This window comes from Microbacterium azadirachtae (assembly GCF_025583665.1).
GTDB classification, from domain to species: Bacteria; Actinomycetota; Actinomycetes; order Actinomycetales; family Microbacteriaceae; genus Microbacterium; species Microbacterium azadirachtae.
The window spans coordinates 980,069-1,003,530 of the sequence record NZ_CP099706.1 but is presented as its reverse complement, the minus strand read 5'-3'; the positions used below and the strand labels follow the sequence as shown (position 1 = coordinate 1,003,530).

Here is a 23,462-nt window from a genome sequence, read left to right as displayed (position 1 = left end):
GGGGCATGACGAACTCCATGGCGATGGCGGATCCGGGTGTCGACCCGGCCAGGCTGCTGGACGCTGTGGTGAGCGGTCTGCGGGCGACGGAGGCGTCGATCGTCCGCCTGCAGGCGGTGAAGGAGGGCTTCCTCGCCGTCGCGCACCGGATCGCCGACGATCTCGCCGGCTCCCTGGAGCACGGGCCCTCGGCGGAGCTGGCGCATCGGTCGGTGGCGGCGGAGCTCGCGGCCGTGCTGCACATGTCGGATCGGGTCGTGCAGGGGCGGATGTCGCAGGCGGCGGAGCTCGTGCACCGGTTCCCCGAGACGATGCGGGCGTTCGCGGAGGCGCGGATCGGGCTGCCGCACGTGCGGCAGATCCAGGACGCGGGGGCACGGTTGAGTGACGCCGTCCGGGCGGAGTTCGAGGCGGTCGCGGTCGCCGCGTCGGAGGGCGAGACCCCGCACCGGGCGAAGGCCGTGGTGCAGCGGGTCGCGGAACGCCTCGCACCACGGTCTCTGACCGAGCGACACCGGGTCGCGCAGGCCCAGCGTCGGGTGTGGCGGGAGGACCTCGGCGACGGGCAGAAACTGCTCGGGCTGATCCATTCCGCCGCGATCGTCGACGGGATCTACGACCGCCTCACCCAGCAGGCCCACGAGGTCACGACCGCGAACACCCGCGCCGTGCGGGGCGAGACGGCACCCGAAGCGCTCGGCGACCCGGCCGATGATCGCACGACCGACCAGCTGCGGGCGGACCTGTGCGCGGATGTGCTGCTCACCGGCACCCCGTCCGGACACGACACCACCGCGGGATTGCTGGGTGCGATCCACGCGCGTGTCGAGGTCACGGTCCCCGTGCTCACCCTGATCAACGCGACCACCGGCTCCGGTGGTCGGGAGGAGCAACCTGGCGAGCTCACCGGCGGGCCCCCGATCGACACGGACACGGCACGGATCCTCGCCGGCGACGTCACCTCCTGGGAACGGGTACTGACCCACCCCGTCACCGGCGGGGTCCTCGCGGTGGATCGGTACCGGCCCGGCGCAGATCTGCGCCGCCTGCTGCACGCCCGGGACGCCCGCTGCCGGTTCCCGACCTGCGGGCTCCCCCCGAGCGCACACGACCTCGACCACACCATCGACGCGGCATACGGCGGGCCGACCGAGGCGGGCAACCTCGGCGGCCTCTGCCGACGACACCACGTCCTCAAACACCACACCTCCTGGACCGTCACACAACGCGGCGCCGGGATCCTCGAATGGACCAGCCCCACCGGGCGCACCTACATCGACACCCCACCCGCACCCGTCACCTTCACCACCACAGACCCCTACCCGCCACCGGACGCCGCCCCGTTCTGAACCGAAGCCGGAAGAGCGCGGACGCTCTTCCTCCGCGCCGGTCCCGGCGGTACGATGCGCTCGGGGACCGCTTTCGCGCGCCCTGATCGCCACAGCGCCGTGCTGGGCCGGCGTGGGGAATGACGTGTCCCCGGACTGGGGATCATCATGTTCGAGAACCTCATGGCCACGGCCGTGCTTCCGGCGGCGGACCTCGACCGCGCGAAGGCCTGGTGGCACGACGTGCTGGGCCGGGACCCGATCCACGAGGACGCCGCGTCCGGCAACGTGTTCTACGACGTCGGCGGCGTCGTCGTGCTCGTGTACCTGACCGGCTTCGCGGGCACCGCGCAGAACACCGCCTTCAATCTGGTCACCGACGACCTCGACCGCGACGCGACCGCCCTGCGCACGCACGGGGTCGTGTTCCACGAGTACGACTTCCCGGGGCTGAAGACCGTCGACGGGATCGCGCAGCTCGGAGACACCCGCGGCGCGTGGTTCAGCGACAGCGAGGGCAACATCATCGCGATCAGCGAACCGTCGCCCGAGATGATCGCGATGACGAAGAGGACACGCGACGAGGTCGGCTGAGGCGCCCCGCACCGTCCCGCGGTCCGCGCGGGCGTACGATGCGCGCATGACGTTGGAACGCTGGCGGCGGATCACCGAGTGGCCGCTCATCGTCGCGTCCCTCCTGTTCCTCGTCACCTACTCGATCCAGGTGATCGTGGATCCGAAGGGCGACGTCGGCGCGCTCCTGGAGGACCTGCTCTGGGTGTCGTGGGGAACCTTCCTGATCGACTACATCGTGAGCCTGGTGCTCGCGCCGCGCCGGTGGCACTGGTTCCTGACGCACCTGTTCAACCTGGCGACGGTCGTGCTGCCCATGCTCCGCCCGCTGCGGGTGCTGCGCGTGGTCACCCTCCTCACCGTGCTCCAGCGCACCGCGGGACGGGCGGTCCGCGGCCAGATCGTGATCTACGTGACCAGCGCCACGCTGCTGCTCGTCTACGTCGCCTCGCTCGCCGTGCTCGACGCCGAGCGAGCCGGCGGCGGCAGCATCTCGACGTTCGGCGACGCGATCTGGTGGGCGTTCGCGACCATCACCACGGTGGGCTACGGCGATCTGGCGCCGATCACCCTCCAGGGACGGATCATCGCCGTCGGCCTCATGCTCAGCGGCATCGCCCTGCTCGGTGTCGTCACCGCGACCTTCGCCTCCTGGATCGTCGAGCAGCTCTCCGAGGAGAACACCAGCCGGCAGGCGGCCACCGTCGCGCACGTCGACGCGCTGCGCACGGAGATCGCCGAGCTCCGGGCGACGCTCGCGGCGATGGCGCCGGCCGCCGTCGCGCCGACCACCGCGCGCGGCGAAGCGTCTACCGCCCCGACACGCTCGCCCGCGGAGCCGGGACCGCCGCCCGAGGCCTGATCGGCCGGGGCCGCCGACGTCAGGAGAAGGTGCGCCCGTTCCAGCGGAGCCAGCCCGCCTGATGCCGACCGGACGGGTCGTGGTGCGTCCAGTGCACCGTGCCGCCCTTGTCGCTCCACTCGTAGTCGCCGAGGAAGTCGACCCGATCGCCCTTCGACAGCCCGTCCAGGCGCGGGGCGATGTCGATGTTGTGGGCGATGAGGATCGAGACTCCGGACGGAGTGGTGAGGAGGAACTTCTGATGCCGGGACCCGTCGTCGTCATCCGGCAGGATGCGCGAGACCACGCCCGTCCCCTGCACCTCCACGCCGCTGCGCTGCTGCTCGAACAGGCCGCGGACCGGATCCTGCGCGGAGCCTCCCGGCGATCGGGTCGCGCCGGCTCCGGCCACCGCCGGCGACGAGGTGGCGACCGCTGCGGGAGGACCGGCGGCGAACCGCCCCGACCCGACGGCGAGGAGCGCGAGCACCGCGACCACCACCACGACGGCGATCGTCGTCCCTCTCGCCCTCCGCGCCACGGCGCCCAGCCTAGACCGCGGCGCGGTCCGTCACATCCCGGCGTGCTCGAACGCGGTCGTGGGGAGGTCGACGATGTGCGCGCCGCCGTCGACGACCAGCACGGATCCGGTCATGTACGACGACTCGCTCGAGCCGAGGAACCGCACCACGGCCGCGATCTCGGCGGGCTGCGCCGGCCGGTGCAGCGGCACGTCCGCGGTCACCGTGGCATACGCCTCCTCCCGCGAGGTCAAGCCCGCGTGCGCGGCGAACTCGTCCATCTCCTCATCCGCCATCGGGGTCTGCACCCAGCCGGGGCACACCGCGTTCACGCGCACGCCGTGCTTGCCGTAGTCGCGGGCGAGCGTGCGGGTGAGCCCGATCAGCGCGTGCTTGCCCACCGTGTAGCCCGCGACCGAGGGACCGGCGAACAGGCCCGCGAGCGAAGAGATCACCACGATCTGCCCCTTCGCCTCGATGAGCGCGGGAAGCGCCTCGCGCGCCATGACGAACGCCGTGGTGAGGTTGGCGCGGATCGCCGCCTCCCATCCGGCGTCATCCGTCTCCCCCACCGGGGCGAAGCCGTGGCCGCCCGCATTGGCGACGAGCACGTCGATGCGCCCGAACGTCGCCAGCACCTCGGCCACGGCGCGCCTCGCATCCTCGGTCGAGGCGGCGTCGGCGATCACGGGGTGGGCCCCGACCGCGCGCTCGACCTCGCGCAGGGGCTCCTCGCGCCGGCCGACGACCACGACGTGCGCCCCTTCGCTCGCGTAGCGGGCCGCGATCGCGGCGCCGATGCCGGTGCCGCCGCCGGTGATGACGACGACGCGTCCGGTGGATCCGTTGATGGTCATGAGGTCTCCTGTCGGGGAAATGCGGGATGCAGGGAGGAAGCAGGGGGATGCGGCATGGTCAGGCCGGGAACCCGGACCGCGCGGAGTAGCCGAAGTCGCTGAGGATCCCGGATCCGTTCACCGCGCGGGCCCGAGGGGAGGCGAGGTAGACGACATGAGCGGCGACCTCCTCCGCGCTCTGCACGGGGAAATCCGGCGCGGAGAACGCGTCGTCTCCGAGATCGCCGCGGCTCATCGGGGTGTCCACGACCGACGGCGACACGCTCGTGACGCGCACGTCGTCGCCCGCGAGATCGACGCTGAGGGCGCGGCCGAACTGCACGAGCGCCGCCTTCGACGCGCAGTACGCGGCCATGCCCGGTGACGCGACGAAGGCGGAATCGCTCGCCACCAACACGACGGCTGCGTCGGGCGCCGCGCGCAGCGCCGGGAGCGCCGCCCGCACGACGAGGAACGCCCCGGTCACGTTCACGGCGAAGACCCGCTGCCAGTCGGCGAGCGACGTCTGCTCGACCCCGGATCCGACCGGACCGGAGATCCCCGCACAGCACACGACGATGTGCAGTGCGCCCAGCGTCCCCACCGCGGCGGCGACCGCCTCGGCGACCTCCTGCTCGTCCGTCACATCGGCGACGAGAGGGACGGATCCGGCGCACAGCGCGGCGGTGTCTTCCAGGCCCGCGGCCGAGCGGTCCACCAGCGCGACCCGCACGCCCTCGGCGGCGAGCGCCTGCGCGACCGCACGGCCGATCCCGCCGGCGGCACCGGTGACCAGGGCGGTCCTGCCCTGCAGCTGCAGCTCCATCGCCGCTCCCTTCCGTGCGGGAGACGGTGAGGGGATCGCCTCCGCTCCGCCATCCTGCTCCGCCGCGGCGGCCGGTGACGAGGTGGACGGACGCGGGTGTGCGCGCTGGCACCATCGTCCTTCGCTCCCGGGCAAGCCGCGCAGGACCCCGAGCGGGCAGACTCGCAGAGTCCGCACATCGCATGCGTCCGTCTGCCGGAGCCACCCCGCTCCGACACCGTCCCCCGGGCGCGCACGCATGCCTCGTCACCCGAGCGAAGGAGCCGACGTGACCGCAACATCCGAGCACTCCCACACCACCCTGCGCCCCGGTGCGCTGGGCGTCGCGGGGATCGTCTTCCTGGTCCTCGCCGCCGTCGCACCCCTCACCGGGATCGTCGTCGTCGCCTCCCTCGCGATCGCACTCGGCAACGGCGGCGGCGCGCCGATGTCGTTCTTCCTCGTCGCCGCGATCCTGCTGCTGTTCGCCGTCGGCTACGCGCAGATGTCGAAGCAGCTCGTGAACGCGGGCGGCTTCTACGCCTTCGTCGTCAAGGGCCTCGGCCGCACCGGCGGACTGATCGCCGGCCTCATCGCGACCCTCGGCTACAACTTCTTCGTGGTCGGCACGATCGGCACGAGCGGCTTCTTCATGCAGTCGATCATCAAGGAGCTCACCGGCTTCGACATGAGCTGGATCCTGTGGGGCCTGCTCTCGATCGCCGTCTGCTTCGTGCTCGCCCGCATCGGCGTCGACTTCTCCTCCAAGGTGCTCGGCGTCTGCCTCGTCCTGGAGACGACGATGCTGCTCGTCTTCGACGTGTCGGTGTTCGTGCAGAAGGGCTTCTCGTTCGCCGCGTTCAGCCCGGAGTGGGTGTTCTCCGGATCCCTCCCGATCGGGATGCTGCTCGCCGCGACCGGCTTCCTGGGCTTCGAGGCGACCGCGCTGTTCAGCGAGGAGGCCAAGCAGCCGCTGCGGACCATCCCGCGCGCCACCTACACGGCGATCGTCGCGATCGGCGTCATCCTCGGCGTCACCACCTGGGCGGTCGTGAGCGCGATCGGCGTGCCGGACGCGCAGGGCGTGGCCGTCAAGCACCTGCCCACGGGAGACCTCATCTTCGTGCTCGCGCAGCAGTACCTGGGCGGCCCCCTCACGACGGTGATGATGATCCTGCTGCTGGTGAGCCTGTTCGCCGCGATGCTCGCCTTCCACAACTCCGCGAGCCGCTACCTGTACGCCCTCGGCCGCGCCCGGATCCTGCCGGGCGTGCTCGCCCGCACCCGCGCGAGCGGCTCCCCCGCCGTGGCAGGCATCGTGCAGGCCGGGTTCGCCGCGATCGTCGCGCTCATCTTCTTCCTCGCCGGCGCGGACCCGATCGTGCAGGTCGTGCCCGCCATGCTCGGCTTCGGAACGCTCAGCGTGCTGATCCTGCAGGGCCTCGCGGCGCTGTCGATCGTCGTCTACTTCCGGCGGCAGCACGACGGGCGCTGGTGGAGCACGTTCATCGCCCCCGGCATCGGCTTCGTCGGCATCGCCGCCATCTCGATCCTCGCCATCGTCAACTTCAACATCGTGGCGGGATCCGAGGAGCTGTGGATCAACCTGCTGCCGCTGCTGCTCGTGCTCGCCCTGATCGGCGGGATCGTCTACGCGCAGTACCTCAAGCGCACGAAGCCCGCCGTCTACGACGGCCTCTCCGCCGACCTCGAGCAGTTCAGCGCGCGCTGACCCTCCCCCGCACCACTCACCAAGGAGCATCATGACCACCATGAACCCCGCCGACACCTCGACCTGGCTGCCGCTGGACGGCCTCGCCCCCGGATTCGACGCGAACAAGGCGCCGCACACCACTGCCCTGTCCGGCCGTGAGATCGACGTCACCGCACCGAACGGCACCCGCATCGCGCACCGGTTCGCCGACGACGAGGTCACCTGGACCTACACGCCCGGCGAGGGAGACCCGACGGAGGCCGCGACCGACACCGACGCATACGAGGCGGTCGAGGTCGACCAGGACCTCTTCTACGTGCAGTTCCACCACCGCTACCTGCCGAACGAGGCGGTCTCGCTCGTGATCGACCTGCGCGCAGGACGGGTGCTGTCGATCATCAGCGAGATCCTGCCGACGGCCGAGCCCGGGCGCACGCGGGTCGTGCACCACTTCGGCACCGCGACGATCGACGGCGCCGAGGTCACGGGCGACGAGCCGCACCCCACGACCGCCCTGATCGGCCGTCGCGTCGAGTGGGTGTACAGCACCGAGCACGCCTACGAGCACGTGTACCTGTCCGAGCGCTGGTACAGCTGGCAGTGCCTGGCCGGCCCCGAGCGCGGCCTCGCCGACACCGACGAGAACAGCGTGTGGGAGATCCGCCCCGGCATCTACCTGTTCGCCTGGCGCGAGAAGGTCATCCCGTGCGCCTCGGTCACGATCGCCGACCACCGCGACGTCACGAGGATCCGCTCGCACGGCGTACTGTTCGGCCTCGACGAGACCGGCGAGGTGCCCACGCACTTCACGTTCGGCGCCTGGGGCCGGCTCATCTCGGTGACGCACCACACCCCCGAGCTGGAGCCCGCGAACTTCGGCGCGCAGGACGCCGCCGGAACCGGAGCCTGACATGACCGCCCCCGCCGAGCTCATCGTCGTCGCAGGGACGATCCGCACCCTGGACGCCGCCCGGCCGACCGCCGAGGCGTTCGCCGTGCGCGACGGACGGATCGCCGCGATCGGCACCCGCGCCGAGGTCGAGGCCCTGCGCGGCGACGGCACCCGGGTGCTGGAGCTCGGCGGGGCCGCGGTCTACCCCGGCTTCGTCGACGTGCACAACCACCACGCCCTCGCCGGACGCACGGAGCTGTTCGAGCTGTCCCTGCCGCCGTCGCTCACGCTCGACGAGATCCTCGACCGGGTGCGGGAGAAGGCGGCCACCCTTCCCCAGGACGCCTGGATCATCGGCGGCGTCGTCGCCAGCACGATGCTCCCGTCGCTGCAGAGCACGGCCGTGCGCCTCCGGCTGGACGAGGCCGCCGGCGGACGCCCGGTCGTGATCGCGGAGGACTCGCGGCACAACCGCTGGGCGAGCACGCGCGCGCTCGAGCTGGCCGGGATCACCGCAGAGGCGATCCCGGAGGGCGGGGTCACGATCCTCGACGCCGAGGACGGCACTCCCACGGGCGTCCTCCTCGAAGCCGCGGGGATCCCCGTGCAGGAGGCCTACGACCGCTCGGGCGGCCTGACCGCCGCGCAGCACCGGGCCGCTTCGGCGCACGGCGTGCACCTCGCGAACAGCTACGGCATCACCGCGTTCCAGGACGCGGGCGTCTCCACCGACATCCTCGATGCCCTCCGCGGCCTCGACACGACCGGCGAGCTCAACGCCTGGGTGGTCTCGTCGCTGCTCGTCAACGATGAGATCTTCGGATTCGACCCGATCGGATCCGCCCTCATCGCCCGCGGTGAGGAGTTCCGCACCGCGCACCACCGGCCCGACTTCGTGAAGATCTTCCTCGACGGGGTGCCGCCCGCCCGCACCGCGTCGTTCCTGGAGCCGTACGTCCCCGATGCGGCCCACGGGGCGCACTTCCACGGCGAGACCACGATGACCGCCGACGAGCTGCACGGGTGGCTGCGACAGGTGGCCGAGCGCGGCCTGGGCGCCAAGGTGCACTGCACCGGCGACGGATCCGCCCGGCTCGTGCTGGACGTCGCCGAGCGGCTGCGCGCCGAGGGCTTCACCACCCCGATCCAGATCGCGCACGGGCAGTTCCTCGCCGAGGAGGACATCCCCCGCCTCGCCGCGCTCGACGTGGTCGCGGACATCTCGCCGTTCATCTGGTTCCCCGGCGTCATCCCCCAGATGCTCACCGAGGTGCTCGGCGAGCGGGCGGAGCACTCGCAGCCGAACCGCGCCCTCATCGACGCCGGCGCTCTCGTCGCCGGCGGATCGGACTGGCCGGTGAGCGAATCGCCGAACCCGCTCGAGGGCATCCAGGGGCTCGTGACCCGCGCCGACCCGCTGCGGCGCGCGCCCGGCACGCTGTGGCCCGAGCAGGCGATCACCGCCGAGGAGGCGCTGCAGGTGTTCACCCGCAACGCCGCCGTCGCGATGGGCCTCGGTGCCGAGACCGGATCCCTGGAGCCCGGCAAATCGGCCGACTTCGTGGTGCTCGATCGCGACGCGATCTCGGGCCCCTCCGACGCCATCATCGACGCCCGCGTGCTCTCGACCTGGTTCGCCGGCCGCGAGGTCTACGCCGCACGCTGACCGGGGGCGCGCACCGCCGCACAGTCTGCACGGAGTCCGTTCTCAGGCCGTCGCGAGGGCCGCGTCGGAGCCGGCGACCGGCAGCGGCAGCGCGTCGGTCGCGTTCTCGGCGAAGGCGCGCTGCATCAGCGGCCGCAGCGGCCGGGAGAGCATGATGCGCGTCGTGAGGCGGCCCAGCGCCGCGCCCGTGCTCGTGCGGGGGACCGCGCGCTCGAGGCTGCCGAACGGGATCTTCTTGCCGTCGGCGATGAACGGCTCGATCCGCCGCGCATAGCGTGCGAGCGCCGCGGGCACGTCCTCCGCGTGCGCGTCCACGAGCTCGCCGGCGAGCACGTACGCCCCCACGAGCGCCATGGCCGTGCCCATGCCGCTGAGCGGGGTTCCGCAGTACCCGGCGTCGCCCACGAGCGCGACGCGGCCGTTCGCGACGTCCGGCACATCGACCCTCGCGAGCTCGTCGAAGTAGAAGTCCGCGGCGTCGCCCATCGCCGCGAGCACGGCGGGCGCCTGCCAGCCGGCATCCGCCAGGAGCCGGCGGATCAGCGCCTCCTGTGCAGCGCGGTCCCCGCGCAGCGCCGCGTCGTGGCCGACGCGCAGCGTGAGCATCGCCTTCGCCGTGGCCGGATCCCGGTCGGGACGGATCCCGAGCATCGCACGCGGCACGATCCGCATCGAGAACCAGCCGTCCTCGATGCCGGCCGGGGTCGGCATCGTGAAGAACGCCGCATAGCCGCCGAGCCGCGTGGCGAACCGCTCCTCCGGCCCGAAGGCCAGCCGCCGGGTGGCGGAGTGCACCCCGTCGGCGCCGAGCACGGCATCGAAGCGCTCCGCGCCGCCCGACCCGAAGCGCACCTCGAGACCGGCGTCGTCCTGCGCGAGCGCCTCGATCCGGTCGCCGTAGCGCAGCGAGAGGAGTCCCGGAGCCTCGGCGGCGGCCGCCGCGAGCGCGTCCAGGAGCACCCGGTTCAGATCGCCGCGGGCGATCTCCACATCCGCGACCGCGCCGCGCCCGTCGAAGAGCGCGACCGGCATGCGCCCGTAGGGGCGCCCGTGACCGTCGACGTAGACCATCCCCTTCTCGTGCAGCCGGTGGGCATCGATGCCGGGCATCAGCCCCATGCGCTCCGCCGCCTCGCGGCTCGCGCCGCGCAGGTCGACGGCCTGGCCTCCCGGGCGGGGCTCGGGCGCGCGCTCGACGACCGTGGTGCGGATCCCGCCGCGGACGAGCTGCAGGGCCGTGGCGATCCCGGCGATGCCGCCGCCGGAGATGAGGACGTGGGGTGCGGACATGGCTTTCTCCTCGGTGCAGGTGATTTAGACGTTTGTCTAAGACGTATGTATACACGCCTTTGGGACGACTGTCTAGTACAAGCGTCTAAGACGCGCCTAGGATGGCGGTATGGGAAATCGTGAGGATCTGCTCGCCGGGGCCCGCCGCGTCATCGTCGAGCGGGGCGTCGCGAACGCCACGGCCCGCGACATCGCCCAGGCGGCCGGCGTCAGCCTCGCGGCGATCGGCTACCACTTCGGCTCGAAGGATCAGCTCGTCACCGAAGCGCTCCTCGACACGCTCGGCACCGGGATCGGCGACGGCATGGAGGCCGCCATCCTCGAGGCGAAGGACCTCCCTCGCCTCGAGGCCTTCGCCGCCCTGTGGAACCGCATGCCCGACGTGTTCGCGGCGAACCGCGAGACGCTGCTGGCCAGCATGGAGAACGCGGTGCGCATGATGCGGGATCCGGCCGCCCTGACCCGCATGCAGGCGGCTGTCGAAGAGGGGTACCGGGGCGTCGCCGAGGGCCTCGTCGCGGCCTATCCCGACCTCTCCCCCGAGCAGGCGCTCGCACTGGCCCAGCTGGAGTTCGTGCTCTCCCAGGGTCTCGGGATCCTCTGGCTGCTGAGTCCCGAGGGGCGGATCCCCGACGGTGACACCCTCGCGTCGGCGGTCGCGCTGCTGCAGGACGAGGCGCACTCGGGCTGACCCGGCCCGAGCTCCGTAGGCTCGGCCCCGAGGCCGGGGTCCGGCGGCCGGTCATACACTGGACCGGGAAGCCGGATCCGGTCCGGCCGTGCCCGCGTCACGGAAGGGTGGGGCATGCCGATCACCAGGACCGTGCTCTCCACCGCCGCACAGCGCCCCGCGCAGCCCGCCATCGTGGGCGCCGACGGTGCTCTCGACTACGCCGGCCTCGTCGAGGACTCGCGCCGCGTGTTCGCCGTCGTCGACGCCGCGCACCGCGCGCAGGACGCTCCTCCGCAGCCCGCGCCGGAGACCGACGGCATCCCGGTCACGGCGGTCAGCGTCGGCAGCGCCTTCCACGCCGCGCGGATCGTCGCGGGGCTCGCCGGCTACCGCGCCGTCTCGGCCGTGATCGATCCGCAGTGGCCGCTCGCGCACCGGGTGCACGTCGTGACCGCCGCGGGGATCGGGCTCGTGATCGGCGACGACCCCGCCCTCGCGCCGGCGCTGCGGGACGCGGGGTGGACGGGCACCGTCCTCGCACTCGACGAGTTCCGTGACCGCGAGGCCGCAGCGACCCCCGCCGAGCCGCCGACCGTGCGCGACGCCGATGAGGCCTTCCTGCTGCTGTTCTCCTCGGGCACCACGAGCGATCCCAAGGCCTTCCTCAAGACCCGCCGGCAGTACCGTGCGAACGTCGCCGTCTCCAGTGCACACCTCGAGCCCCTCCCGGGCGTGCGCACCCTCGCGCCGGGCCCGCTGTCGTACAGCCTCACGCTCTACGCCCTCATCGAATGCCTCGCGACCGGGGGCGGCGCCCACCTCGCCGACGCGTTCGACCCGGCCCGGCTGGCGTCGCGCGTCGCCGCCGAGGGCATCACCCGGATCGTCGCGGTGCCCGCCGTGGTGCAGGTGCTCATCGACGCGGCGCGGCGGGATCCGGGCGCGTTCTCGGCCCTCGAGCTGGTCGTGACCGGCGGCGCGAACCTTCCGACAGCGTTGCGCGACGGACTCGCCGCCGTGCTCCCGCACGTGCGGCTGATCAGCTACTACGGCGCGGCCGAGATCGGCTTCATCGGCGACAGCCGCGGCGGCGACGGCACTCTCCTCGACGTCTACGACGGGATCCTGGCCGAGATCCGCGACGACACGGGCGCGCGCGTGCCCGACGGCGAGCTCGGCACGCTGTGGATCCGCGCCGCCGCGTGCTCGGACGGCTACCTCGCCGCGACGACCGACGCCGCGCTGCGGGGCCCCGACGGCTGGGCCACCGTGCACGATCTGGCGCGGATCGTCGACGGCCGGCTGCAGCTGGCCGGACGCGCGGGCGACGTCGTCGCGACCGGCGGCCACAAGGTCTCACTGCCCGAGGTGGAGCGCGCCTTCGACACGATGCCGGGGCTGGGCACGGCGTGCGCGGTGGCGCTGCCCGATCCGCGGCTCGGAAACGTCGTCGCGCTGGTGATCGAGGGCGGGTCCGCCCCGTCGAAGGCCGAGCTGCAGGCCTGGGCCCGCGCGCGTCTCGCCCCGCAGTTCGTGCCGCGGCGATGGTATCTGCTCGACCGGCTGCCGCGCACGGCCGGCGGCAAGATCCGGCGGCCGGCGACGGCCGCCCTCCTCGCCGACGGCGAAGGGATCCGGCTGTGACGACCGGGCGGCGCGTCGTCGTCACCGGGCTCGGCGCGGTCACGCCGAGCGGCCTCGACGTCGCCGCACTCTGGGAGGCCGCGTCGACCGGGCGCAGCGCCGTCGTCGCCCTCGACGCGCCGGAGTTCGCCGGCCTCGCGGTGCGGATCGGCGGGCGCATCGTCGGCTTCGACGGCACCGGCATCGTCGACCCCCCGCTCGCACGACGCCTCAGCCCGTCCCAGCTCTGGGCCGTCGGCGCCGCCGACCAGGCGCTCGCGCATGCCGGAGTCGACGCCGTGCGCCTCCGCGACGGCGCCGCGCTGCCGTGGGATCCCGCCCGCACCGCGATCCTGGTCGGGACCGGATCCGGCCCGATCGACCAGATGCAGGCGGCGACCCGCGCGCTGGACGCCCGCGGCCCGCGCGGTGTCCCCGTGAGCCTCGTCGTGCACGGCGCGCCCGACGCGGCGGCCGCGCTGCTGAGCGAGCGCTACGGCGCACGCGGCACCGCGCACGGCGTGACCGCGACCTGCGCCTCGAGCGCGATCGCGATCGGCGAGGCGCTGCGCCGCATCCGGCACGGCTATGCGGACGCCGTGCTCGTGGTCGGCGTGGAGGACTGCCTGAATCCGGTGAACCTCGCCTCCAACGCGAACCTGCGCGCGCTCGCGAGCGGGTACGAGGAGGATCCGACCGCCGCGAGCCGACCGTTCGACCGGGGACGGCGCGGCTTCGTCATGGCGCAGGGCGCCGCCGCGCTCCTGCTCGAGGCGGAGGATGTCGCCCGGGAGCGCGGAGCCGCACCGCTCGCGACGGTGGCCGGGTTCGGCGAGGCCAGTGACGCCCACCACCCCACGGCGCCGCATCCGGCGGGCCGCGGCGCGGCCCAGGCCGTCGCCGCCGCGCTCGCGGACGCCGGACAGGATCCGGACGACCCCGCGTCCGTCGACCACATCAACGCGCACGGCACGGGCACCCCGGCGGGTGACGCGGCCGAGCTCGCCGCCTACGCCGCCGTGTTCGGCGAGCGCGCCCGGCGCATCCCGATCACGGCGACGAAGTCGAGCACCGGGCACCTGCTGGGCGCCTCGGGGGCCGTCGAGGCGGTCCTCGCGATCCGCACCCTGCAGACCGGCCTGATCCCGCCCACCATCAACCTGGACGATCCGGAGTTCGACGACTGGGACGTCGTGCGCGAGGCCCGTCCCGCGGTACTGCGCCGGGTGCTGTCGCCGTCGTTCGGCTTCGGCGGCCACAACGGCGCCCTCATCTTCGAACACCCCCTGGAGGCACGATGACCGACCGTCTCACCCGCCGCGCCGAGCTTGCCGACCGGTATCTCCCCGACGACCTCCTGGACCGGTTCCGCGAGCGCGCCGCGGTGTACGACCGCGAGAACCGGTTCTTCGACGAGGACTTCGCCGAGCTGGCCGAGCGCGGCTACCTGCTTCTGTTCGTGCCCGAGGAGCACGGCGGCCCCGGGCTGAGCCTCGACGAGGTCTCCCACCTGCAGCAGCGCCTCGCGACCGCCGCCCCCGCGACCGCGCTCGCGGTGAACATGCACCTCATGTGCACCGGGGTCGCGAAGGCGCTTGCCGACCGCGGCGACCACTCCCTCGACGTCGTGTTCGCCGAGGCGATGGCGGGCGAGGTCTTCGCCTTCGGGATCAGCGAGCCGTCGAACGACTGGGTCATGCAGGACTCCCGGACGACCGCCGCCCCGCAGCCCGACGGCGGCTACCTGCTCACCGGCGTCAAGATCTTCACCTCCCTCTCGCCCGTCTGGACGCGCCTGATCACGCACGGCAGGGACGACACGGATCCGGAGAACCCGATGCTCGTCTACGGGTTCGTGGAGCGCGACGCCGATGGGATCGCCGTGTCCGACCAGTGGGACGTGCTCGGGATGCGGGCGTCGCAGAGCCGGGCGACCATCCTCACCGACGTGCGCATGGAGCCCGCGCGCGTGAACCGCCGCATCGCCGTGGGGCGGGTTCCGGATCTGCTCACGTTCGCGATCACCAGCAACTTCCAGCTGCTCATCGGATCCGTCTACGCCGGGGTCGCCGCTCGCGCGCTCGAACTCGGCGCGGCCGGCCTCAAGAAGCGGCGCTCCGCGAAGTCCGGCACGACCTATGCCGAGGTGCCCGAGTCGCGCACCCGCCTCGCCGACGCGCACCTCGAGTACCTGGCGGTGCCCGCGCAGCTGGAGGCGTACTGCCGCGACTTCGACGAGCTCGTCGATCACGGCGCGCGCTGGCCGCTGCTGCTGGTGAGCGCACGGCTCAACGCCTCGACCGCCGCACGCCGTGCCGCCGAAGCCGCCCTCCTGTGCACCGGCGGTGCCGGCTTCGACAACGGCCATGAGCTGAGCCGGCTGTACCGCGACGCGACGGCGGGCCTGTTCCATCCGCCGAGCGCCGACGCCGCCCGCCCGATGTTCGCCGCCGCGCTGCTGGACGACTGAGGACGGCTGCCGAGCCCCGATCCGGTGCGCCTCCGAGCATCTCCGGATCCGGGTAGCCCAGCACCTCCGGAACACAACGCAGGAGGACGCGCAGGAAGTTGGCCCTGGAACCAGGTTCCGGGGCCATCTTCCTGCGCTGTGTCACGGCTGTCCCGGTCAGTGCTCCTCGGCCTGCGCGGCCGCGGGCCGGCGCACGCACAGGGCGAGCGCGATGACGACGAACGACAGGATCGCTCCGGCGAGGAACGCGAGGTGGGAGCCGTGCGCGGCCGCCGCCGGCGAGGGCAGCTCCGGGTTCGCGGCTCCCGTCGCCGCGACGCCCGTGGCGTAGAGGGCGACGAAGATCGCGGTGCCGGCGGCCCCGGCGACCTGCTGCAGGGTCGCGATCGTGGCGCTGCCGTGGGAGTAGAGGTGCGGGGCGAGCGAGCCGAGCGAGGAGCTGAACGCCGGCGTGAACAGGAACGCGAGCGAGAGCATCAGCACGATGTGGGCGCCCAGCAGCACCACCCAGGACGAGTGCTCGCCGAGCCCGAGCGCGAGGGTCCACAGCGATGCGGCCAGGCCCAGCGAGCCGGGGATCACGAGCGGACGCGGCCCGAAGCGGTCGTAGAGCCGCCCGACGGTGGGACCCGCCAGGCCCATCAGCAGCCCGCCCGGGAGCAGGATCGCGCCCACCCACAGCGGGTCGAGGCCCAGCGTGTACCGCGCGAACTGGGGAAGCACGATGAAGGCGCCGAACAGCGAGACCATGCTGACCGTCATCATCGCGACCGCGACGGCGAAGTCCCGCGAGAGGAAGGTGCGCAGGTCCAGCAGCGCCGCATCGGTGCGCTGCAGCACCAGCTGACGCCATCCGAACAGGCCCAGCGTCGCCAGACCGAGCACGATCGGGATCCACGGCTGCAGCGCCGCCTGGCCCACCGCCGCCGCACCGATCTGGCTGAGGCCGAACACCAGCGCCGAGAAGGCGATCGCGGCGAGCACGACGGAGAGCACGTCCAGCGGGACGGCGCGGGTCTCGGAGACGTTCGGGATCCGGCGGATGCCGATGGCCAGCATCGTGAGCGCGATGGGCAGCATCACCCAGAACAGGCCCTGCCACGGCAGCACCTGGATCAGGGCGCCCGAGACGATCGGGCCGACGGCGGGAGCCACCGACATGACGATCGAGACGCGCCCCATCACCCGGCCGCGCTCGGCGGCGGGGACGATCGTCATCACGGTCGTCATCATCAGGGGCATCATCACAGCGGTCCCCATGGCCTGGACGACGCGTCCGACGACGAGCATCTCGAACACGGGCGACACGGCCGCGATGACCGTGCCGACGAGGAAGCTCGACATCGCGACGGTGAACACGGCCCGGGTGCGCAGGCGCTGCATGAGCCAGCCGGTGGTCGGGATGACGACCGCCATGGTCAGGGCGAACGCGGTGGTGAGCCACTGCCCGCGCGTGGCGTCGATGTGCAGGGACTCCTGGATGCGGGGCAGCGCGACGGCCATCATCGTCTCGTTCAGGAACACGACGAACACGGCGGCGAGGAGCAGGCGCAGCGCCGTGCGGTTGCGCGCCTCGAGCGCGGAGTCGGGGGCGGTCGAGGCGTCGACCTCGGCCGGGGCGATCGTGGCGGTCATGTCCTTCTCCTTCAGTGCTGCGGATGCGAGCTGGTGCCTCTGTGAGCGGCCCCGGTTCCGGGTTACTGCAAAAAATAAAGCACACTGCAAATAGTGAAGTCAAGTGGTAATCTGAGATCCATGACGAATCAGCACTACGGCCAGTTCTGCGGCCTCGCCCGTGCGGCGGAGATCGTCGGGCAGCGCTGGACGCTGCTGATCCTCCGCGACCTCAGCGTGGGACCGCGGCGCTACTCCGACCTCGTGGCCGGGCTGCCGGGCATCCCGACGAACACACTCGCGTCGCGCCTGAAGGAGCTCGAGGACGAGGGCATCGTCGAGAGGGCGGCACCCGCGGGCGCGGAGCGCTCCGTCGTCTACGCCCTCACCCCGCGCGGGCAGGAGCTCGGACCGGCGCTCGACGCGCTGTCGCGCTGGGGCGCGGGCGGCATGCGCACCCCGCGCGAGGGCGAGATCGTGACGACGTCGTCGATCACGGCGGCGCTCCGCGTGGCCGCGGGCGACGGCGTCGTGCCCTCCGACTGGGACACGACCTACAACGTGCGCGTCGGCGACATCGAGACGCACGTCGTCATGCGCGACGGCAGGGTCACCGCCGATCCCGGGCTCCTCGAGGATCCGGATCTCGAGATCGTGGCGGGCCCGGGGATCCGCAACCTGCTCGCCGGCACGCTGAGCCCGCAGGACGCCCTCGCCACGGGCGTCGTGCAGATCCAGGGGGATCCGGCGCTCTTCGAGCGCTTCGCCCAGGCCCTGCACGTGCCGTACAGCGCGAACGTCGCGGAGCCTCAGCCCGCCGCATCGGCCGCGGGCTGAGGCCGTCCGTCAGTCGACCAGGTCGCGCATCTCCCGCTCGATCGCCCGCAGCACGGTCGCATCCTCGGGCGAGGCCTCACCCGGCACGTAGCGCAGGGATGTGATCCTGCCGCCCCGGAAGCGATAGGAGCGATGCCGCTCGGAGAGCTCCCAGTCCACGGGGCCGCCGTAGTCGTAGCCCACGCTGATGCCGGTGAAGGGCGCCATGCCGACCAGCATCGGCATGTCGTCGAGGCGTACCCGCTCCACGCCGTCCACATCGACCGCGAAGCTCCAGCGCAACCCGAGCGCCGCGCGCGCGCGCAGATCGATGCGACAGGCCCCCGGCCCCGGCGCGGTCGTGCGGACCCGGCGCATCGCGCCGTACGCGTTGTAGGAGAGCAGCAGCTCGTCGCCGTCCAGCGCCAGGAGGTATCCCCCGCCCTGGTCGCCGTGCGCGAGGAGCACGCCCTCCGCGCCGCGCTCCAGGTGCAGCTCGGCGTGCACGTCGAACGAGCGCAGCACCGTGAGGCGCGCGGAGCGGAACCGCTCCAGCGGCGGGCGGAACGGCACGAGCTCGACCGGCTCCGACAGCGGCGCCTCACTGGCGGGCCGCACAGAGAACAGGGTGCCGTCGTCGTCGAGCGGGAAGACCGTGTTGCGCCACGCCTCGTGGCGCCAGCGCTCCGCGAGCTCCCGCACGCGGTCGGGCTCGTGCGCGGCGCGATCCCGCGTCTCGGTCGGATCGCTCGGCAGGTGGTAGAGCTCCCAGGCGCCGCCTGCGGCGCCCTGCCCGGGCGTCGGAGGGATCGGCGAGACCGCCTTCCACTCGCCGTCGACGAGCGCACGACGACCCACGCATTCGAAGTACTGCTGCGCCCGGCCCGGTGCGGCCGGGTCGGCGAGGACCTCGGCGATGCTGCCGCCGTCCACCTCGGGCGCGGCCATCCCGTTCCACTGCGCAGGGCGGGCGACGCCCGCGAGCTCGAGCAGCGTCGGGGCCAGATCCGACACGAAGACGAACTGGTCGCGGAGCCCCGGCGATCCTGCTCCCGCCGGCCAGGAGATGACCAGCGGGGCGTGGACGCCGCCCTCGTAGGTGCTCGACTTGAAGGAACGGAACGGCGTGTTCGACACCCGCGCCCACCCTGTCGGGTACTGGCCGTACAGCCGGGGCCCGCCGATCTCCGACACGTCGCGCGGCACGTCGCTCACCCAGCCGTCGGGGACCGCGCCGTGCAGACCGAACTGCGCGAAGTAGCTGCGCGTCCCGGTCGGGCCGCCCTCGGCGGTGCCGCCGTTGTCGCTCGCGATCACGATGATCGTGTTCTCCCGCTCGCCGAGTTCGTCGAGACGTGAGAGCAGGCGCCCCACGCTCTGGTCGATCTCGTCGACGGCGGCGGCGTAGACCTCCATATGGCGGGCGAACAGGGCGCGCTCCTCGGCGCTGAGATCGTCCCAGTGCGGGATCCGGTCGCCGTCCGCGAGGGCGTCGCCGGGCAGCTCCGCGTGCGCGGGCACGATGCCGCGGAGGCGCTGGCGCTCGAAGCGCTCCTCGCGCAGCGCGTTCCAGCCGCGCTCGTACCGCCCGCCGTGGCGCTCGATGTCCTCCGCCTTCGCCTGGATCGGCCCGTGCACCGAAGTGTGCGCGTAGTAGAGGAAGAAGGGCTTGCGGCGATCGTTCACGCGCAGCTCGTCGACCATCGCGATCGCCCGGTCCGTCAGCTCGTCGGTGAGGAAGAACCCGTCGGGGAACTCGGCGACGTCGACCACGGAGTTGTCCTGCACGAGACGATGCGGATGGTGCAGCGACGTGAACCCGTCCATGGATCCGAAGTAGCGGTCGAAGCCCCGCTGCAGCGGCCAGGACGACCGGTCCGCCCCGTCGTGCAGCCGCGACTCCAGGGTCAGGTGCCACTTGCCGACCATGAAGGTCGCGTATCCGCCCGCCCTCAGCGACTCCGCGAGCGTGGGGGCCGCGGCGGGGAGCTCGCAGGCGAACCCCGGGTAGCCCGGATCGATGTGCGCCACGAACCCGAACCCCGCCCGGTGCGGGTTCAGCCCGGTGAGCAGCGCGGCGCGGGCCGGTGAGCACATCGGCGCCGTGCGGTAATTCGTGAACACCCAGCCCTCGTCGGCGAGGCCGTCGATGAACGGCGTGGGGATCTCGCTGCCGAACGGACCCAGGTCACTGAAGCCGAGGTCGTCGACGAGCATGACGATGATGTTCGGCGCCCCCTCGGGGGCGGTCGGCCGCACGCGCCAGGCGGGGTCGGACGCGGAGGTGAACTCCTCGACGCGCCCCGCGAAGCCCTCGTACCCGCGCGCTGCGCGATCCATTCAGCCCGCCTTCCGGATGAGCCCGAAGATCCGCGTGCGCAGCTCGGCGAACTCCGCGGTGGCCCGCGTCTCGAGCTGGTCGCGAGGGCCGCCGAAGTCGATCTCGATGATCTCGGTCACCCGGGCGGGCCGCTCTCCGAGCACGATGACCCGGTCGGAGAGGTAGACGGCCTCGTCGATGTCGTGCGTGACGATCAGGATCGTCATGCCGAACTGCTCGCGGATCCGCAGGCACAGGTCCTCGAGCTCGAAGCGGGTCTGCGCGTCGACCGAGGCGAACGGCTCGTCCATCACGAGCACCTCGGGGCGGTACGCGATCGCCCGGGCGATCGCGACGCGCTGCTGCATGCCTCCGGAGAGCTGCCAGGGATACTTGGCCCCCGCGCCGGCGAGCCCGACGGCGGCGAGCGCCGCGGTGATCCGCTCCTCGCGCTCGGCGGCGCTCAGCCGCAGGTGCCGCAGCGGCAGCCGGACGTTCTTCTCGACCGTGAGCCAGGGCATGAGCGAGCGCGTGTACTCCTGGAACACGAGCGCCATCTCCTCGGGCGGCCCGTCGATCTCCACGCCGTCGATCCGCGCGGACCCCGAGGTGATCGGCTGCAGGCCGGTGAGGCACTTGAGCAGGGTGGTCTTCCCGATGCCGGAGGGACCGACGATGCAGGCCACCTCCCCCGCCGACACGTCGAACGTGAGGTCGGCGATGACGGGCACGTCGCCGCTCCGGGTCCGATAGGTCTTCGCGAGGCCCTGCACGCTGAGTCGGGGGACGGCGGTGATGCTCATTCGCTCTTCTCCAGTTGTTGTGAGGCGATGTACCAGCGCAGGACGGCGCGGCGGAACAGGACGAACAGGGCGGTGGACAGGTACCCGAGCACGCCGAGGACGATGATCCCCGCCCACATGTCGGCGATCGCGAACGACTGCTGGGCGAGGAGGGTCGCGGCGCCGAGACCCGCGGACGAGCCGAGCATCTCGCTCGCGATCATGACGACGAAGGCGGTGATGAGGCTCACCTGCATCCCGGACAGGATCCGGGGGCTCGCCGCGGGCAGGGTGACCTGGAACAGCCGCTCCGCGCGGGTGAGCCGGTACACCTTCCCCACCATCTGCAGGGTGGGTTCGCCGGCGCGCACGCCGTCGATGGTCGAGATCAGGATCGGGAAGAGCGCGGCGAGCGAGATCGAGAGGATGCGCGTGCCGTTGCCGAAACCGAGCAGCGACACGAAGATCGGCACGAGCGCCACCGGGGGGATCGCGCGGAAGAAGTGGATCGTCGGCTCGACGAACCAGCTCAGCGGCGCGATCAGGCCGAGCGCGCAGCCCAGCAGCACCCCGACGACCGTCGCGATCAGGAACGACAGCACGAGGTTCAGCACGGACAGGCCGATGTCGCCGAGGAACGCGGGGGTCGTCAGCAGCTCGCCGAGGCGCGACACGATCGCCGACAGCGGCGGGAAGAACGTGTTCGTCGATCCCGCGGAGACGATCCACCACAGCGCGATGAGCAGCACCGGGACGGCGACCTCGACGAGGATGAGCAGCCAGCGCGGTGCGGCACTGACGCGACGGCCGCGCCGGAGCCGGGCGCCGGTCTGGACCGAGGTGGTGAGGGTCACGCGATCTCCGCCTTCCGGTACTGCGGGTGCCAGTGCAGCAGGCGCCGCTCCGCCCACTGGCTGAGGCCCTGGATCAGCAGCCCGAGGGCGCCGAGGATGAGCACGATGCCGAACAGATCCGCCTGGTTCCCCGAGATCTGCGCCATGAGCAGGCTCTGCCCGAGCCCCGGTCCCCCGCCGAGGAGGCCGGCGACGACCGCGATCACGAGCGATGTCGGTGCCGCGACCCGCAGCGCCGTGCCGATGTAGGGCAGGGCGCTGGGGATCACGATGCGCGCCAGGATCTCCGCCCGCCCCATGCCGTAGGAGGCGCCGGTCGCGCGGGCCACGGGGTCGGTGTCGAAGACGCCGGCCGAGGACTGCACGGAGATCGCGATGAACGAGCCGAAGAACACGAGGAACGTCCCCATGCCGGCCGTCGGACCCAGCACCAGCACCACGACCGGGAGGATCACGATCGGCGGGATGGGCTTGAGGAACTCGAGCGGCACCCTGGTCGCGTGCATGGCGAGCGGAGAGGATCCGATCGCGATGCCCAGCAGCACGCCGACGACGGCTGCGGCCAGGAGACCGGTGAGGGCCATGACGAGGGTGTCCGCCGTCGCCTGCCACAGCGGCGGCGTCCCCAGCAGCCGGCCCGCCGCACCCAGCGCCTCGAGCGCGGAGGGCAGCGGCGCGCCGGCCAGCGGGCCGGCGGTCGCCGCGAGCTGCCACCCCGCGAGGGCGGTCAGCGCGCCCGCGGCGCCGAGCAGCGCGGGGAGGATCCGGGAACGGTTCACGGGTCTCACTTCGCCAGGATGACGCCAGAGAGGTCGACCGGCTTCTTCAGGAACCCGAGGGCGACCATCTTGTCGTCCGGGCGCTGCAGATCCTCCGGGGCCACCGCGGTCGGCCACACCGGCACCTTGACCTCGGCGACCGAGAGCTTCGACTTCGTGTACGCGAGACCCGCCGTGATGGCCTCCTCCGGGTGTGCCGTGGCGTACTCGTTGGACTTCACGATCGCGCGCTGGAAGGCGCTGATGACGTCCTTCTTGGACTGGATCGTCGTCTCGCCCGCGGTCCACAGCCCGGTGGCGCCGGTCTCGAAGAACCCGATAGAGGGGGCCGCGAGCTGCGGTCCGCCGTCGGCCGCGGCCTGCGCGGTGAAGGGGCTCACGAGGCCCGCGGCGTCCACGTTGCCGCTCTTGAGGGCGGCGACCGCGGACGTGAAGTCCAGCACGACCCACTTCACGCCGGTCGCGGGATCGATGCCGTTCTTCTTCAGCTGCTCGGCGATGACCACCTCGAGCTGCGCCTTGCGCGCCGGGATCGCGATGGTCTTGCCGGCCAGCTCCTTGACCGAGGTGATCCCGCTGGCCTTGCTCGCGAACAGCCCGGTGTCGTCGTACTTCGCCGGATCCGCCGCGCTCGTGGCCGTGTCGGGGTAGCCGTCTGCGGCCCCGATCACCTTCATCTTCACGCCCTGGCTGAGCGCGTTCAGCAGCGGGATGCTCGGCGAGTACGCCACGTCGACCTGGCCGCTCTGCGCGGCGGCGAGGCCCGCGGGCGGGTTGGCGACGATCGACGTCTCGATCTTCAGCCCTTCGTCGGCGAAGAACCCCTTGGCGATGCCGGTCAGCAGGCTGCCGTCGGACGTGAGTCCGATCGTGGCGACCTTGACCGTGGTCAGATCGCCCTTCTTGCCCGGCTCGGCACCCCCGGACGAGGACGAGCAGCCGGAGAGGGCGACGGCCGCGCCGACGGCGGCGACCGCGGCGACGGCACGGAGTGCGCGCGTGATGTGCATGTGTGCTTCCTGTCAGAGCGAGGGAGGGGATCTCGGATCGGAGGCGTCGCTGCGG

Annotated in this window: 21 protein-coding genes; 11 read left to right on the top strand and 10 right to left on the bottom strand. The window is 72.4% G+C overall.

What is annotated here, in order from left to right:
• Positions 1-5 precede the first annotated feature (5 nt).
• The 3 genes from NFX31_RS04695 (at position 6) to NFX31_RS04685 (ending at position 2,763) form a co-directional block, all read left to right on the top strand.
• Positions 6-1,349, top strand: coding sequence for an HNH endonuclease signature motif containing protein (locus NFX31_RS04695; protein WP_262956895.1), 1,344 nt, complete (start codon positions 6-8; stop codon positions 1,347-1,349).
• A 147-nt stretch (positions 1,350-1,496) separates the two neighbouring features.
• Complete coding sequence (locus NFX31_RS04690; protein WP_091481104.1) at positions 1,497-1,922, top strand: VOC family protein; 426 nt, start codon at positions 1,497-1,499, stop codon at positions 1,920-1,922.
• 46 nt (positions 1,923-1,968) lie between these two features.
• Entirely contained in the window at positions 1,969-2,763 is a 795-nt protein-coding gene (locus tag NFX31_RS04685) for a potassium channel family protein (RefSeq protein ID WP_091481110.1), read from the top strand.
• A 19-nt stretch (positions 2,764-2,782) separates the two neighbouring features.
• On the opposite strand, the gene NFX31_RS04680 is transcribed toward NFX31_RS04685, so the two are convergent.
• The 3 genes from NFX31_RS04680 to NFX31_RS04670 are packed head-to-tail and all read right to left on the bottom strand — an operon-like array spanning position 2,783 to position 4,925.
• Complete coding sequence (locus NFX31_RS04680; protein ID WP_220387468.1) at positions 2,783-3,283, bottom strand: DUF3465 domain-containing protein; 501 nt, start codon at positions 3,281-3,283, stop codon at positions 2,783-2,785.
• Positions 3,284-3,313: 30 nt separating this feature from the next.
• Positions 3,314-4,120, bottom strand: a complete 807-nt coding sequence (locus NFX31_RS04675) for an SDR family NAD(P)-dependent oxidoreductase (RefSeq protein ID WP_045249121.1) — start codon at positions 4,118-4,120, stop codon at positions 3,314-3,316.
• Between the two features lie 58 nt (positions 4,121-4,178).
• Complete coding sequence (locus tag NFX31_RS04670) at positions 4,179-4,925, bottom strand: SDR family NAD(P)-dependent oxidoreductase (protein WP_262956894.1); 747 nt, start codon at positions 4,923-4,925, stop codon at positions 4,179-4,181.
• A gap of 268 nt (positions 4,926-5,193) precedes the next feature.
• Here NFX31_RS04670 and NFX31_RS04665 point away from each other — a divergent pair, with 268 nt between their 5' ends.
• From NFX31_RS04665 to NFX31_RS04655, 3 genes are read left to right on the top strand one after another with little or no spacing between them, the layout of a single operon-like run.
• Positions 5,194-6,636, top strand: a complete 1,443-nt coding sequence (locus NFX31_RS04665) for an APC family permease (RefSeq protein ID WP_262956893.1) — start codon at positions 5,194-5,196, stop codon at positions 6,634-6,636.
• A 31-nt stretch (positions 6,637-6,667) separates the two neighbouring features.
• Positions 6,668-7,528 carry a MoaF C-terminal domain-containing protein gene (locus NFX31_RS04660; protein WP_045249118.1) on the top strand — a complete coding sequence of 287 codons (861 nt, stop codon included), beginning with the start codon at positions 6,668-6,670 and terminating at the stop codon, positions 7,526-7,528.
• Between the two features lies 1 nt (position 7,529).
• The gene (locus tag NFX31_RS04655; RefSeq protein ID WP_045249117.1) at positions 7,530-9,176 is read left to right on the top strand and encodes an amidohydrolase; all 1,647 of its coding nucleotides are present in this window, start codon (positions 7,530-7,532) and stop codon (positions 9,174-9,176) included.
• A gap of 42 nt (positions 9,177-9,218) precedes the next feature.
• Here NFX31_RS04655 and NFX31_RS04650 read toward each other — a convergent pair whose 3' ends face one another.
• The gene (locus tag NFX31_RS04650) at positions 9,219-10,466 is read right to left on the bottom strand and encodes an FAD-dependent monooxygenase (RefSeq protein ID WP_045249116.1); all 1,248 of its coding nucleotides are present in this window, start codon (positions 10,464-10,466) and stop codon (positions 9,219-9,221) included.
• Between the two features lie 109 nt (positions 10,467-10,575).
• Here NFX31_RS04650 and NFX31_RS04645 point away from each other — a divergent pair, with 109 nt between their 5' ends.
• From NFX31_RS04645 to NFX31_RS04630, 4 genes are all read left to right on the top strand, one after another.
• Positions 10,576-11,157 (top strand): TetR/AcrR family transcriptional regulator, encoded by a 582-nt coding sequence (locus tag NFX31_RS04645; RefSeq protein WP_045249115.1) that lies wholly within the window; start codon positions 10,576-10,578, stop codon positions 11,155-11,157.
• A 114-nt stretch (positions 11,158-11,271) separates the two neighbouring features.
• A complete protein-coding gene (locus tag NFX31_RS04640; RefSeq protein WP_045249114.1) occupies positions 11,272-12,783 on the top strand; it encodes a class I adenylate-forming enzyme family protein in 1,512 nt (503 codons plus the stop codon).
• The gene (locus NFX31_RS04635; protein WP_045249113.1) at positions 12,780-14,063 is read left to right on the top strand and encodes a beta-ketoacyl-[acyl-carrier-protein] synthase family protein; all 1,284 of its coding nucleotides are present in this window, start codon (positions 12,780-12,782) and stop codon (positions 14,061-14,063) included. The genes NFX31_RS04640 and NFX31_RS04635 overlap by 4 nt, the downstream gene beginning before the upstream one ends.
• Positions 14,060-15,232 (top strand): acyl-CoA dehydrogenase family protein, encoded by a 1,173-nt coding sequence (locus tag NFX31_RS04630; RefSeq protein ID WP_045249112.1) that lies wholly within the window; start codon positions 14,060-14,062, stop codon positions 15,230-15,232. Before NFX31_RS04635 ends, NFX31_RS04630 begins: the two co-directional genes overlap by 4 nt.
• Before the next feature lie 156 nt (positions 15,233-15,388).
• Here the strand turns inward: NFX31_RS04630 and NFX31_RS04625 are convergent, their stop codons facing one another.
• Positions 15,389-16,867, bottom strand: a complete 1,479-nt coding sequence (locus tag NFX31_RS04625; RefSeq protein WP_248700341.1) for a DHA2 family efflux MFS transporter permease subunit — start codon at positions 16,865-16,867, stop codon at positions 15,389-15,391.
• 120 nt (positions 16,868-16,987) lie between these two features.
• On the opposite strand from NFX31_RS04625, the gene NFX31_RS04620 reads away from it, so the two are divergent.
• Positions 16,988-17,683: a winged helix-turn-helix transcriptional regulator gene (locus tag NFX31_RS04620; protein ID WP_045249111.1), complete on the top strand. Its 696-nt coding sequence runs from the start codon at positions 16,988-16,990 to the stop codon at positions 17,681-17,683.
• Between the two features lie 9 nt (positions 17,684-17,692).
• On the opposite strand, the gene NFX31_RS04615 is transcribed toward NFX31_RS04620, so the two are convergent.
• The 5 genes from NFX31_RS04615 to NFX31_RS04595 are packed head-to-tail and all read right to left on the bottom strand — an operon-like array spanning position 17,693 to position 23,407.
• Positions 17,693-20,002: an arylsulfatase gene (locus NFX31_RS04615; RefSeq protein ID WP_262956892.1), complete on the bottom strand. Its 2,310-nt coding sequence runs from the start codon at positions 20,000-20,002 to the stop codon at positions 17,693-17,695.
• Positions 20,003-20,785, bottom strand: a complete 783-nt coding sequence (locus NFX31_RS04610; RefSeq protein ID WP_052674121.1) for an ABC transporter ATP-binding protein — start codon at positions 20,783-20,785, stop codon at positions 20,003-20,005.
• Positions 20,782-21,618, bottom strand: coding sequence for an ABC transporter permease (locus NFX31_RS04605; protein ID WP_082071956.1), 837 nt, complete (start codon positions 21,616-21,618; stop codon positions 20,782-20,784). Before NFX31_RS04605 ends, NFX31_RS04610 begins: the two co-directional genes overlap by 4 nt.
• Positions 21,615-22,406 (bottom strand): ABC transporter permease, encoded by a 792-nt coding sequence (locus NFX31_RS04600; RefSeq protein ID WP_248700340.1) that lies wholly within the window; start codon positions 22,404-22,406, stop codon positions 21,615-21,617. Before NFX31_RS04600 ends, NFX31_RS04605 begins: the two co-directional genes overlap by 4 nt.
• On the bottom strand, positions 22,403-23,407 hold the full coding sequence (locus tag NFX31_RS04595; RefSeq protein WP_045249109.1) for an ABC transporter substrate-binding protein: 1,005 nt from the start codon (positions 23,405-23,407) through the stop codon (positions 22,403-22,405). Before NFX31_RS04595 ends, NFX31_RS04600 begins: the two co-directional genes overlap by 4 nt.
• Positions 23,408-23,462: the final 55 nt, after the last annotated feature.